Below are 12,609 nucleotides of genomic sequence, written 5' to 3' on the forward strand. Positions count from 1 at the left end.
CGCATCACGGCTATTCGCGGGCGTGCCCGCGAAAGGGCCCTACAATCCAGCCACAATCTCCTTGTCTGGCTCCGGCCGCTTCAACATTCCACAAGCCAGCAACCCCACCTCGAACAGCACCCACATCGGTACTGCCAGCATCGTCTGCGAAAACACATCCGGCGGTGTCAGGATCATCCCCACCACAAAGCACCCGACGACCACGTAGGGCCTGCTGCGCCGCAATGTGGCCACATCGGCCAACCCTGCCCAGACCACGATGAACGTCGCCACCGGGATCTCGAACGCCAGCCCGAACGCCAGAAACAGCGCCAGGATAAAGTCCAGGTACTGGCTGATATCGGTCATCATCGCCACGCCGTCCGGCGTCACGCTGGCAAAGAAACCGAACATCATCGGGAAAACCAGAAAGAACGCGAACGCCATGCCGGCATAGAACAAAACGATGCTCGATACCAGCAGCGGCAGGGCAATGCGCCGTTCACGGCGGTACAGCCCAGGCGCCAGAAAGCCCCAGGCCTGATGCAGCAGCAGCGGCATGGCCAGGAACAGGGCGCACATCGCGGTCAGCTTGAACGGTGTTAGAAAGGGCGAGGTGACGCTGGTGGCGATCATGCTCGCGCCTTCCGGCAAAAAGCGCCGTAGCGGCTCGGATATGAGCGTGTACAGCGTCTGGGCAAAGGGGAACAGGCCGGCGAACACCAATGCCACCAGCGCCAGGCAACGCACCAGGCGTTTGCGCAGGTCGCGCAGGTGTTCGGTCAGGGGCATGCTCGCGGCAGGGTCCATGGCAATGGTCATGAAGCATTTTCCTTGGGCAGCACGGCCGTGGCCGCATCATTGGCCGGTTCCGCGTTCAGGCTGATGCCCTGGCGGATCTCCTGTTCCAAGCGTTGCAGAGGTGCCTGGTCGAGGTTGGGCATCTCGATTTCGCGCTCCACCTGCGTGCGCAAGGCGTGCATGGCCCGGCGCGCCTGGCCCAGGCCGCGGCCGAGGGTACGGGCTGCCACCGGCAGGCGCTCGGGGCCCAGCACCAATAGCGCGACGACGCCGATCAGCAGCAACTCGCTGAAGCCTACCTCGAACATCAGGCCTGGCGGTCCGCTTGAGATTGCTGGGCAACTTGGCCGTTCAGCGGGCACTGTTGCTGCACGTGCGCCTGGTCAGCGGCGCTGGCGTCATTGTCACCACCCATGGACTTGCGAAAACCCTGGATCGCCTCGCCCACATCGCTACCCAGGCCCTTCAGGCGCTTGGTACCAAACAGCAAGAACACGATCAGCAGTACGATCACCAGTTGCCAGATTCCAATGCCACCCATAGCGACCACTCCTGTAAGGTCATGAAAAGGAAGGGCAATCCTGCCTTGCCTAGATGACGTGCACATGACGAACGGGCATTGCCATCTAGCTGAAACACCCCGCGTGTTGACTGGCGTTTTTATTCCGCGAGCGAGGCACGCACGGATGGGTGGAAGGCAACAGCAGGGTGCGGCCCTGTTGATGGTGATGGTGGTGCTGGCAATGCTGGCGGCGGGCATGGCCTGGCTGGTGGAAGATGGCCGGCGTCAGGTCGACGAAGTGCGCCTGCTGCACCAGCGAGTGCAGGTGCGGGCCATGGAGCAGGCCGGCCTGGCCTATGCCGGGCAGGCCCTGCGTGACCCCGCCTGGCGGCTCAGTCCGCTGTTCTGGCAAGCCTTGCGCGGGCAGCCGCTGAACTACGACTTTGGCGCTGGCCAGGCGCAGTTGCGGGTACGCGACCAGCACACCTGCTTCAACGTCAATGCATTGCTGGGTGCCGATGGCGAACGCGCCGAGCGCCAGTTGCGTTACTTGCTGGGCAATGACATGGCGGCCGAACGCCTGGTCGACGCCCTGGCCGACTGGCTCGATGCCGACAGTGATGCCCGCCTGCAGGGCGCCGAGAGCGCCCAGTACCTGCGTCAGCAACCGCCCCGGCTGGTGGCCGACCAGCCGATGCTCGACACCAGCGAGCTGAACCTGTTGCTGGAGCCGGACGCCAGCCGCCAGGCGCGTTACCCAATGCTGTGCGCCTTGCCCCAGACCACGGGTTGGCGGCTCAACGCCAATGCGCTGGGGTTGGAGCATCTGCCCCTGCTGGAGGCGCTGTATGAAGGGCGTTACTCGCGTTCGTTGCTCAGCCGCATTGTCAGCGGCAGGCCGGCGTCGGGGTATATGGACGCGGCTGCACTGCGTCAGGCGCTGGGGGCGGTGGATGACGAAACGTTCGAACGGTTGAGCGAAGGGCTGCTGCTCAACAGCGGGCATTTTCTGTTGCAGCTGTCGTTCGAGGAAGAGGGGCGGGTGATGCGCATCGAGTTCCAGGTGGAGGCGCTGGGGGTGGTGCAATGGCATGCCCGGGTGCCGGCACAGCAGGTGCGGGTGCGTAGTAGAGAGCCTATAGCCTGGTAGGTTAGCGCAGATCAGGCAGTGCCGATCTCACCACCATCGCTCCGCGGTAGAGGCCCGCGGCCGCCCTTCTCCTCGACTCGTCGTGCGGCTGATGGTGGTGCGATACATGCTTGGAAAGCGCTGCACAAGCTCACACCGTCTTCCAAACTTTTCCACTATTCCGAGTCATAACGATAACGACTATAAGGATAATGGGGCATTTGATCAGTTCCGGTTCGTAATTGTAATGCCATATCTCTGTACATGTTGCGCTCGAGATAGGCGTAAGTTAATGTACCGGCGGCAAAACCGACAGGTATACTTGCTGCGCCAACGGCGCTGTGACTCGCAAGATATATTCCATAACCGAGCCCACCTGATACGGCACCATTTTCGTAACGGGTCATCATAGTTCCCCAGAACTCGGCTAGATCATTTGAACTCCTGAAAATTTCCCTTGCCCCATGCGCAATGGTCTCGATTCCATTGATCTCTAGGGTAACGTGGGGCGCGTTGGGTGGCGGGGTTTGTCCTGCCCTATACAAATTGATTCTCGGATCAAGATGTTGAACGGTGCTGTTGCCGTTACTGGTACTTAAAAGTGGTCTGACTACAGAAATGCGTGGAAGCTGACCGATCACCCAGTTCACTGCTCGACTCACTCCTCGCTGCACGCTTCGGCTGAACCACTGCCAAAACTGTCCAGTCGGGTCATTACGATTGATGGGGTCGTTCTGACAATAGCTATATCCGTTGGTCCCACCTTTACGAAATGGAGACTGAGTGTCAGATTGGATAAATCGCCTCAACGTGGGGCTGTAGAATCGGTGCCCATTGCCAAGTGGGTAACAGTGCAGCATCTGATCAAGTCGTTGCCCGCTATACGCGACAAGTTGTGAAGCGGGCAGCGTGTGGAGAAAACCATAGGGTGTATAGTTTTGTGGCAAGCATTCAGGAACGATGCGCAAAGCAGTATTTGCATGGTCAGACTGTAGGATCAGGCCCGCCTGTGTGGGGGCGTCTAACTCTGCTAAAGCGATACCATTGCCCCGTAACAATTGACGTGGGCTGTCACCGACTTCACAAGCCAAATGGTCGACTTGGAAGAAGAAATTTTTCCTGTTTGACAGCCACTTGGTTGAGCGCATATGCGTGATCCGTGGAGTGGTAGGTGGGCTAATGATTTTCTACGCGCATGTTGATGTCTACTGGCAGATTTATCAGGTCGCTTGGACACGCCACTGTGTATGCGGCTTCCGAGCGAAGTGGAAAGAGAAAGTTTGCTGATTGCGGTGCAGCCCATCGCAACATAAGGCCGCTCCACGAAATACGCGATCCCTGGTAGGCGCGGGCTCACCCGCGAAGAGGCCTGCACAGCCAGCACAAGGCTGGCTGTGTTACCGCAGGTCAGGCGGTGCCGATCTCACCGCCATCGATCCGCTGAATCACCACCGTCGAAGCCCGCGGCCGTACGGTAGCCCCAGCCGGCGTCGCATCGGTCGCCTTGTCGGTATACGGCCAGTTGTCCGGGTGTTGAATGTTGACGAACAGCGTCTTGTTGTCCGGGGTAAAGGTAATCCCGGTCACCTCGCAACCATTTGGCCCGACAAAGAAGCGCCGCAGGTCCACCTGGTTCTGTGCGTTCACCGGCACCTGCTTGCCGCTGGCATCCACCAGGTCGGTAGGGATCACCGCCAGCAACTGGTCGTTGGTGTAGTCGGTCAACGTGGTTTCGCCGTTGTCGGTCTCGAACCACAGCACGCCGCGGCTATCGAAGCTCATGCCGTCGGGGCTGGCGAACTGGTTCAGTTCGGTCAGACCGGAGCGGTTGATGTCGGCGGTACCGGCAGCGTTGGCGCCGAACACGAAGATGTCCCAGGTAAAGCTCAGCTGGTCGTCGCTGTCGTGCCAGCGAATGATGTGGCCGTGTCGGTTCGGGCCGCGTGGGTTCGCTGCATCGACCTTGTCCGGGGTGCGTGCACTGTTGTTGGTCAGGGTCAGGTATACGTCGCCGTTCAGCGGGTTGACCGTGGTCCACTCCGGGCGGTCCATCGGCGTTGCGCCCACGGCATCGCCGGCACCACGGGTGTTGAGGATGATGCCCGGGAGGTCACCATACAGCGCACCCAGGGTGCTGCCGCCGGTAGTGGCGGTGGCCACGTCCAGCAATAGCCATACGCCGGTGCCGTCGGCATTGAAGCGGGCCACGTAGAGCTTGCCTTGGTCGAGGTACTTGGCGCCGGTGGCCAGGCGGTCGGCCGGGGTGGCGTCGGCGGGGTCCCACACGGCGGTGGACACCCACTTGTACAGGTACTCGTTGTTCGAGTCGTCACCCATGTACCACACCAGCGGCTTGCCGGCGACGGGCAGGCCGGGGGCGCAGCCCTCGTGGCGGAAGCGGCCCAGCGCGGTGCGTTTGGTGGCCAGGGTGCTGCTGTTGTACGGGTCGATCTCGACAATGTAGCCATAGGTGCTGGCTTCGTTGCGATAGTCGTCGGTGGCGCTGGCGCCTTTGACGGTAACGTCGAAGCGGGCGAATTCGTCGTCCACTTCGCTGGCGTCACCGGCAGCGCTTTCCCACTTGTACTGGCCGCTGGAGGTGCCCACGCCAATGCGGCGCTGGTCCTCGGGGCGGGTGCCCTTGTTGACGAAAATGCCCGGCCAGTTCTCTTCGCAGGTCAGGTAGGTGCCCCACGGGGTATAGCCGTTGCCGCAGTTGTTGTTGGTGCCACGGCAGTGGGTGCCAGCAGTGGAGTATTTGGTCTTGACGTGGTCGGTGCCACGCAGCGGGCCGGTGATCTCCATGCGTGAAGCAGTGGTGAAGCGACGGTTCAGTGGGTCGTTGTCGACCACCTGCCAACGGCCGTTGATTTTCTGCAGGCGTACGACGCCCGCACCGTGTGCGTTGATTTCCTTGCGCACTTCTTCAACCGGGCGCTTGCCGTTGACATCGGTAGTGGGGCCGGCCGGGTGCAGGGCGGCAGTGTCGATGTACTCGAAATTGATCGCCAGCAGGCCGTCTTCCGAGCTGCCGTTGATGGGGAAGAAGTGCATGCCATCGTGGTGCATGCCCATGGCGTTGGCCTGGTCGGTCGAGGTGTTGCTGCCGTCGGACTTCCACGGGTTGCCGTTGCTGTTCAGTGGCGTACCCCAGGGCGCCAGCACGTAGGCGCTGTAGCCGGCGGCGACCACACAGGCGTCGGTGCGCGAGCCTGGGATGGACTGGAAGCCCAGTGCCAGTTTCGGCACTTCCGGCTCGGTGACTGGCGGTTCGGTCACCGGTGGCTCGGTGACCGGATCATCGTGATCGGAACCACCACCGTCGAAGCAGCCTGTCAGGCCGGTACCGGCAATCATGGCGATGGCGGCGCCCAGGCTGCCGCGCATCACGCTGCGGCGGCTCAGGTAGGCGTCCATGACGTTGGCCATCGGCAGGTTGCCGCTTTGGTTCCGGTCCAGGTTGTCGCCGGTATCTCGACTCATCAGGTTGTCCTTATGTTGGCTGAGTTGGAAGAAACCGCGACTGTAAGGCGCAAGTGTGATGATTCCTTGGCAGAAATGTTAACGAGCTTTTAAAACTTCCGGTTCTTGGATTGCTCTTCTAAAGATCGAATTGGAATTGCTGTCGGATTTCTGCCATCAAACTGTAATGCCAACGCCGCAACATCCGGGGCCCTGAATGGACGTGGTTAAGGATGGCGGATGCGATGGCGAGCAGTGTGCACAGGCGCGAAGTGATCGGCTGGATGGGTATCGGTGCCTTGGCACCGCTGCTCGGCGCCTGCACAGCCTTCCCAGGGCAGCAGGGCGGCAATGTCCAGCTCGACTTGCTGTACGTGGCCGATACCCTCGATGCCCGCCAACCTGGCCAGGCGGTGGTACCGGCTACCCGGTTGGGGCCGGTCAGCCACTTGGGCCGTGCGCCCTGGATGACCGGCCGCAGCGCCAGTATCGCCTACCCGCAACTGGCGCCGCTGCTCGATGCCCGCCAGGCAACGACAGCCCAGCTGGGCGGTTATGCGGTACTCGCGGCGTTGCTGGAACAACTGCGTGGCGAAGCCGGTGCGGGCAACAGCCTGACCCTGGAAAACGGCCAGGGCTGGAATGGCAGTGGCCTGGCCTACCTGACCCAAGGCGAAAGTGGCGTGCAAGGCAGCCAGCTGCTGGGCATCGAAGCGCGGGTCAGCAGCGACGAGCGTGTGCTGTGGCCACAACGCAGCACGGGCCTGTATCGCCAGGCCAGCGCCATTACCCTCGGCGCCGGGCTGGCTGATGCACAACGCCAGGCACTGGGTGTGCAAGCCCTGCACGTTTTCGAGCGCGGCGGTGCCCGTATTGCAGTGGTCGGCGTGACCGACCCGTACGCCCAGGATCAGAAAGCCTCACTCAAACAGTGGTACCAGTCTCTGCTGCCGGTATTCGAACAAGCCCGGCACGAGGCTGACCTGGTGGTGGCCATGGCCGATGCAGGCACGGGCCCCGGCCTGTGGCTGGCTGAACGGGTGCCGCAAATCGACGTGCTGTTGTGCGCCCGTGGTCAGGACCTGTGGCCCGCACCGGTCGAGGTCACCCAGGCCAGCGGTCGGCGCGTGCCGGTGCTGTTTGCCGGCTGCCGGGGCAGCGGTGCCTTCCGCCTGCGCTGCCAGCGTGTGGCCGGCCAGTGGCAGTTCGACGGGCGTTTTTTCCCGGCCTTTGAACAGCAACTGGCGCCTGCCGCGCAGCTGCGTGTCGCGCAATTGCAGGCGCAACTGCGCCAGCAACGGGCCGGCCACGCGGCCTGGCTTGACCAGCCGCTGGCCCGCGCGCCTCAGGCCTTTTGGCGCCGCGATACCCGTGGCGGCAGCTGGGACTGCCTGCTGCATCAAGCCTTGGCCGACGATAGCAGCATGCCAGTGTTGCTGCCGGGCCTGCGTTATGACTACCCGCTGGCAGCGGGGGCGGCCATTACCCGCGAACATCTGATCAGCCTTACCGGTGGCTACCCCGCGCCAGTAGTCGAGGCACCGGCCAGGCAGGTCGAGCAAGTGCTGGAAAACGCCGCTGAGCAATTGTTCGGTGACCCGCTGCTGCTGGACAACAGCCAGGACCTGCCGCGCTGGCAGGGCCAGGCCTGGAGCGTCAGCTACAGCCCGCAAGGCAAGCGCATCACGGGGTTGGAGCCGGTGCAGGGCCTGTGCCGCACCTTTGGCTTGCAATTCGAAAGCCAGGCCGGCGAGCCACTGTGGCAGCGGGTCGAGGCCTGGCTCGCCCGCCAGCCTGAGGATTGGCAACTGGCGCCGCTGCAACTGCCCGAAGTGCGTTACGTGCAGGGGCACCCAGGCTGGCACCCAAGGCAATTGGCCTCGTGATGCTCACCTCGCGTCTGCTCACCGGCGCTGGCCTGACCCTGGCCGGCTGGCTGTCTGCGCAGTGTGTGCTGCAGTTGAGTCGGCAGCCACACCCGGCCATGGCGCCTGCGGTGGCCGACAGCCCGCTGCCCGGGCTGATGGTCGGTCACTGGCAGGCGCCGCCCGACGACGGCGCCATCACCATCACTCGTCTGCCGCTGCAATACCTCGGCGGCCTCAAGGCCCAGCCATTGGCCGCCAGTGTGGTGGTGCTGCGCTACGGCGAGCAAGTGCGCACCCTGGCCCGCGGTCAGCGCCTGGCGCCAGGGATCGTGCTGCAGGACATCGACAGCGATGGCCTGATTTTCAACAACCAGGGGCGGCGTGAACGCCTGCCCTGGCCGCCACGCCCCGCCGTGACCGGCTTCAAGCGGCAAGGATGAACGATGCCTGTTAGATACTGCATGGCGGCTGCGCTGAGCCTGGCCTTGTCCATGGCCTATGCCCAAGAGCCGGTGTTCGATGACAACGGTACGCCGATGTACGAAGTGAATTTCGTCGATACCGAACTCGGCGAGTTCATCGACAGCGTGTCGCGCATCACCGGCACCACCTTCATCGTCGACCCCCGGGTCAAGGGCAAGGTCACCGTGCGCACCGTCGACCTGCACGACGCCGACGCCATCTACGACATCTTCCTGGCCCAACTGCGCGCCCAGGGCTATGCCACCGTCGACCTGCCCAACGGCAGCGTGAAAATCGTGCCCGACCAGGCCGCGCGCCTGGAGCCGGTGCCAGTGGAGGCGGGCGGGCAGCAGGGCGAGGGCAGCGACAGCGTGGCCACCCGCGTATTCAGCGTGCGCAACGCCGCCAGCGAACAGGTACTGGGCATCCTCAAACCGCTGATCGACCCACGGGTTGGGGTTATTACACCGTACCCGGCGGCGCACCAGTTGGTGGTGACTGACTGGCGCAGCAACCTCGAACGCATCGCCAGCCTGCTGCGCCAGCTCGACCGCCCTCAAGAGGCACCGGGCAGCGGCAGCACCCAGGTGATCTACTTGCGCCATGCCAATGCCGGTGAAGTGGTCAAGGTGCTGCGAGGGCTCAGCCAGGAAGGGGCGGTGCCGGCTGAAGGCGCGGGTGAGGCAGAGGGCAAGGACCGGCCGGTGGTGCCAGCCGCCGGTGGCTCGGGCATCCGCCTGGAATACGAAGAAGGTACCAATGCCGTGGTCATGGTCGGCCCCGACAGCGAGCTGGCGGCGTACCGGGCCATTGTCGAGCAACTGGACATTCGCCGTGCCCAGGTGGTGGTCGAAGCGATCATCGCCGAGGTGTCCGACAGCAGCGCCCAGGAGCTGGGCGTGCAGTGGCTGTTCGCCGACGAGAAGTTCGGCGCCGGTATCGTCAACTTCGGCAGTAACGGGGTGAATATCGCCAGCATCGCCGGCGCCGCCGCCAGTGGCGACAACGAAGCCCTGGGCGATCTGTTGTCCACCACCACCGGTGCCACGGCGGGCATCGGCCATTTCGGCGGTGGCTTCAACTTTGCCATGCTGGTCAACGCGCTGAAGGGCAAGAGCGGCTTCAACCTGCTGTCCACGCCCACCTTGCTGACCCTGGACAATGCCGAGGCATCGATCCTGGTCGGCCAGGAAGTGCCCTTCGTTACCGGCTCCGTGACGCAGAACAACGCCAACCCGTACCAGACCATCGAGCGCAAGGAAGTCGGGGTGAAGCTGCGCATCAAGCCGCAGATCAATATCGACAACAGCGTGCGCCTGGACATCGTTCAGGAGGTGTCGTCGATTGCCGACACCAGCTCGGCCAGCGACGTGATCACCAACAAGCGCGAGATCAAGACCAAGGTCATGGTCGAGGACAACGGCCTGGTGATACTTGGCGGGCTGATCAGTGACGAGTTGAGTACCAGCGACCAGCGTGTGCCACTGCTCGGCGACATTCCTTATCTTGGCCGGTTGTTCCGCTCCGATGCCACCCGCAATACCAAGCAGAACCTGATGGTGTTCATCCGCCCGCGTATCCTGCGCGACGGGCCGAGCCTGGCGGGCCTCAGTGAAGACAAGTACCGCACCTTGCAGCAGACCACACCGCTGCAGTTGCCGGACCTTGCAGAGGGCACGCGGCTGTTGCAGGTATTCCCTGCCAGCCGCGCACGCCTGGAAGGCGGTGACTGGTGATGCTGCCCTATCGCCAGGCACGGCAGAGCGGAGTGGCCATGGCCCCGGCAGAGCAGGGCTGGCAGCTATGGCTGCGGCCCGACGCCGACAATGCCCAGTTGCAGGAGTTGCTGCGTGTGCATGGCCAGCCAAGCCTGCTCGAATACCTGGAACCTGCGCTGTTCGACGAGCGCCTTGGCCAGCTGTACCAGGCCGGCGATGCCGCCACCGAAGCGCTGATCGAAGGCATCGGCGACCAGGTCGACCTGGATAGCCTGATGAGCGAGATGCCGCGCATCGAAGACCTGCTTGAAAGCGACGACGAAGCCCCGGTGATCCGCCTGATCAACGGCCTGTTCGGCCAGGCGCTGCGGCTGCGCGCCTCGGATATCCATATCGAGACCTTCGAGCAGAGTCTGGTGGTGCGTCTGCGGGTCGATGGCCACCTGCGTGAGGTGCTGCGTCCTCCACGTGCGTTGTCGGCCATGCTGGTATCACGGATCAAGGTCATGGCCCGCCTGGACATCGCTGAAAAGCGTCAGCCCCAGGACGGCCGCATCACCTTGCGCGCGGCGGGGCGCGAAGTGGACGTACGAGTCTCGACCTTGCCCGGCATCCACGGCGAACGGGTGGTGATGCGCGTGCTCGACAAGCAGGCCAGCCTGCTGGCGCTGGATAACCTGGGCATGCCGGCAGCGGTATTGCAGGGCCTGCGCAGTTGCCTGGCGCGGCCCAACGGCATTGTGCTGTCCACCGGGCCGACCGGTTCGGGCAAGACCACGACCTTGTACGCCAGCCTGAACAGCCTCAACGATGGCAGCCGCAACATCCTCACCGTCGAGGACCCGGTGGAGTACGCCATCGCCGGCATTGGCCAGACCGCCATCAACCCGCGTGCCGGGCTGACGTTTGCCAGTGGCCTGCGCGCCATCCTGCGTCAGGACCCTGACGTGATCATGCTCGGCGAAATCCGCGATCAGGAGACTGCACAGATCGCCGTGCAGGCCAGCCTCACCGGCCACCTGGTGCTGTCGACCTTGCACACCAACAGCGCGGTAGGCGCAGTGACCCGCCTGCGCGACATGGGCATCGAGCCCTTCCTGATCGCCTCGTGCCTGCGCGGCGTCCTGGCCCAGCGCCTGGTGCGGCGTTTGTGCAACTGTGCCGTGGCGCACCCGCTACAGGCTGCCGAGCGCGAGCTATGGCCTGAGCTTGCGGCGTTGGGCAGCACTTATCACGCCGTGGGTTGCGAGCAGTGCCAGGGCAGCGGTTATATCGGGCGACTGGGGCTGTACGAATTCATCGAGCTGGACGCTGGGCTCATCGGCCTGTTGTACGACGGCGCCAGTGAGCTGGCCATGCAGGACTATCTGGCTGACCGGCGCCAAAGCCTGGTGGCGATGGCCAGCGATTGCCTGGCTCGCGGTGAGACCAGCCTGGCCGAAGTGCTGCGCGTGGTGCAGGGCTAAGGCATGCCGACCTATCGCTACCAGGCCGTTGACCTCGCCGGCAAATCGCACAAGGCCAGCCTGCAGGCTGACAGTGAACGCCACGCCCGCCAGCTGTTGCGCGAGCAGGGCCTGTTCGCCCGCCAGTTGCAGCGCCATGAAGCCGGCAGCCGACAACCCCGACGCCAGCGCTTGAGCCGCGCCCAGTTGTGTGAGCTGACCCGTCAGCTGGCCACCTTGACTGGGGCCGGCATTCCCTTGGTCGATGCCCTTGCCACCCTTGAACGGCAACTGCGTCAGCCCGCGTTGCACAGTGTGCTGGTGGCCTTGCGCGGCTCACTGGCCGAAGGCCTGGGCCTGGCCCGCAGCCTGGCCCGGCAGGGCGCACCGTTTACTGGCCTGTACTGCGCGCTGGTCGAGGCCGGCGAACGTTCCGGGCACCTGGCCCAGGTGCTGACCCGCTTGGCCGACCACCTGGAGCAGGTGCAACGCCAGCAACACAAGGCCCGCACAGCGCTGATCTACCCCGCTGTGCTGATGGGTGTGTCGCTGGCCGTGGTGATTGGCCTGATGACGTTCGTCGTGCCCAAACTCACCGAGCAATTCGCCCATGCCGGGCAAAGCCTGCCGCTGATCACCTCGTTGCTGATCGGCCTGAGCCAGGGGCTGGTGCACGCCGGGCCGTGGTTGTTAGGGTTGGCGCTGTTGCTCGGGGGGCTGGGCGGCTGGCTGCTGCGCAAACCGCACTGGTGCCTGCGTCGCGACCAGCTGCTGCTGCGCCTGCCGCGTATTGGCAGCCTGCTGCAGGTGCTGGAGAGCGCGCGTCTGGCGCGCAGCCTGGCGATTCTCTGTGGCAGTGGCGTGGCCCTGCTCGAAGCCTTGCAAGTGGCCACCGAAACCATCGGCAACCGGCGTATCCGCCTGGCCATGGAGCAGGTGCGCCAGCACGTGCAGGGCGGCACCAGCCTGCACCGTGCGCTGGATGCCAGCCAGCAATTCCCGCCGCTGCTGGTGAACATGGTTGGCAGCGGCGAGGCCAGCGGCACCCTGGCCGACATGCTCGAGCGCGTGGCCGACGACCAGGAGCGCGGCTTTGCCCGCCAGGTCGATACCGCCATGGCGCTGTTCGAACCCCTGATGATCCTGGTGATGGGCGCCGTGGTGCTGTTCATCGTGCTGGCGGTGCTGCTGCCGATCATGCAACTCAACCAGGGCCTGCAATTGTGACGACAAGGAGTATAGC

At 64.0% G+C, this 12,609-nt stretch carries 11 protein-coding genes; 6 read left to right on the forward strand and 5 right to left on the reverse strand.

All coding sequences use genetic code 11. The annotated features are described in order from the left end of the window. Positions 1-39: 39 nt before the first annotated feature. The 3 genes from tatC to tatA are packed head-to-tail and all read right to left on the reverse strand — an operon-like array spanning position 40 to position 1,321. A complete protein-coding gene (gene tatC, locus AC3RCM_RS05670; RefSeq protein ID WP_409322719.1) occupies positions 40-801 on the reverse strand; it encodes a twin-arginine translocase subunit TatC in 762 nt (253 codons plus the stop codon). Continuing rightward, entirely contained in the window at positions 798-1,088 is a 291-nt protein-coding gene (gene tatB, locus AC3RCM_RS05675; RefSeq protein ID WP_003255013.1) for a Sec-independent protein translocase protein TatB, read from the reverse strand. The genes tatC and tatB overlap by 4 nt, the downstream gene beginning before the upstream one ends. Then, entirely contained in the window at positions 1,088-1,321 is a 234-nt protein-coding gene (gene tatA / locus AC3RCM_RS05680) for a twin-arginine translocase TatA/TatE family subunit (RefSeq protein WP_003255011.1), read from the reverse strand. The genes tatB and tatA overlap by 1 nt, the downstream gene beginning before the upstream one ends. 145 nt (positions 1,322-1,466) lie before the next feature. Between tatA and gspK the strand changes: the two genes are divergently transcribed. Then, entirely contained in the window at positions 1,467-2,432 is a 966-nt protein-coding gene (gene gspK / locus AC3RCM_RS05685; RefSeq protein ID WP_492629419.1) for a type II secretion system minor pseudopilin GspK, read from the forward strand. Between the two features lie 155 nt (positions 2,433-2,587). Here the strand turns inward: gspK and AC3RCM_RS05690 are convergent, their stop codons facing one another. Both AC3RCM_RS05690 and AC3RCM_RS05695 read right to left on the reverse strand, forming a co-directional pair. Then, entirely contained in the window at positions 2,588-3,559 is a 972-nt protein-coding gene (locus AC3RCM_RS05690; protein ID WP_492629420.1) for an RHS repeat-associated core domain-containing protein, read from the reverse strand. Positions 3,560-3,818: 259 nt separating this feature from the next. Beyond that, positions 3,819-5,894, reverse strand: coding sequence for a PhoX family protein (locus AC3RCM_RS05695; protein ID WP_064493205.1), 2,076 nt, complete (start codon positions 5,892-5,894; stop codon positions 3,819-3,821). A 224-nt stretch (positions 5,895-6,118) separates the two neighbouring features. Between AC3RCM_RS05695 and AC3RCM_RS05700 the strand changes: the two genes are divergently transcribed. From AC3RCM_RS05700 to gspF, 5 genes are read left to right on the forward strand one after another with little or no spacing between them, the layout of a single operon-like run. Beyond that, positions 6,119-7,759: a bifunctional UDP-sugar hydrolase/5'-nucleotidase gene (locus tag AC3RCM_RS05700; protein WP_492629421.1), complete on the forward strand. Its 1,641-nt coding sequence runs from the start codon at positions 6,119-6,121 to the stop codon at positions 7,757-7,759. Continuing rightward, positions 7,759-8,181: a hypothetical protein gene (locus tag AC3RCM_RS05705; protein WP_064493207.1), complete on the forward strand. Its 423-nt coding sequence runs from the start codon at positions 7,759-7,761 to the stop codon at positions 8,179-8,181. The genes AC3RCM_RS05700 and AC3RCM_RS05705 overlap by 1 nt, the downstream gene beginning before the upstream one ends. 21 nt (positions 8,182-8,202) lie before the next feature. Then, positions 8,203-9,939: a type II secretion system secretin GspD gene (gspD, locus tag AC3RCM_RS05710; protein WP_064493208.1), complete on the forward strand. Its 1,737-nt coding sequence runs from the start codon at positions 8,203-8,205 to the stop codon at positions 9,937-9,939. After that, positions 9,939-11,387 carry a GspE/PulE family protein gene (locus tag AC3RCM_RS05715; protein WP_129932364.1) on the forward strand — a complete coding sequence of 483 codons (1,449 nt, stop codon included), beginning with the start codon at positions 9,939-9,941 and terminating at the stop codon, positions 11,385-11,387. The genes gspD and AC3RCM_RS05715 overlap by 1 nt, the downstream gene beginning before the upstream one ends. Positions 11,388-11,390: 3 nt before the next feature. After that, positions 11,391-12,593: a type II secretion system inner membrane protein GspF gene (gspF, locus tag AC3RCM_RS05720; protein WP_198748063.1), complete on the forward strand. Its 1,203-nt coding sequence runs from the start codon at positions 11,391-11,393 to the stop codon at positions 12,591-12,593. Positions 12,594-12,609 lie beyond the last annotated feature (16 nt).

The organism is Pseudomonas sp. GW823-FHT05G12 (genome assembly GCF_058795575.1).

Bases quoted from the DNA above. Each gene is read 5' to 3' on its own strand.
- AC3RCM_RS05695 (WP_064493205.1), bottom strand. From the start codon at position 5,894: ATGAGTCGAGATACCGGCGACAACCTGGACCGGAACCAAAGCGGCAAC.
- AC3RCM_RS05705 (WP_064493207.1), top strand. From the start codon at position 7,759: ATGCTCACCTCGCGTCTGCTCACCGGCGCTGGCCTGACCCTGGCCGGC.
- AC3RCM_RS05690 (WP_492629420.1), bottom strand. From the start codon at position 3,559: ATGCGCTCAACCAAGTGGCTGTCAAACAGGAAAAATTTCTTCTTCCAA.
- gspK (WP_492629419.1), top strand. From the start codon at position 1,467: ATGGGTGGAAGGCAACAGCAGGGTGCGGCCCTGTTGATGGTGATGGTG.
- gspF (WP_198748063.1), top strand. From the start codon at position 11,391: ATGCCGACCTATCGCTACCAGGCCGTTGACCTCGCCGGCAAATCGCAC.
- AC3RCM_RS05715 (WP_129932364.1), top strand. From the start codon at position 9,939: ATGCTGCCCTATCGCCAGGCACGGCAGAGCGGAGTGGCCATGGCCCCG.
- tatA (WP_003255011.1), bottom strand. From the start codon at position 1,321: ATGGGTGGCATTGGAATCTGGCAACTGGTGATCGTACTGCTGATCGTG.
- tatC (WP_409322719.1), bottom strand. From the start codon at position 801: ATGACCATTGCCATGGACCCTGCCGCGAGCATGCCCCTGACCGAACAC.
- AC3RCM_RS05700 (WP_492629421.1), top strand. From the start codon at position 6,119: ATGGCGAGCAGTGTGCACAGGCGCGAAGTGATCGGCTGGATGGGTATC.
- gspD (WP_064493208.1), top strand. From the start codon at position 8,203: ATGGCGGCTGCGCTGAGCCTGGCCTTGTCCATGGCCTATGCCCAAGAG.
- tatB (WP_003255013.1), bottom strand. From the start codon at position 1,088: ATGTTCGAGGTAGGCTTCAGCGAGTTGCTGCTGATCGGCGTCGTCGCG.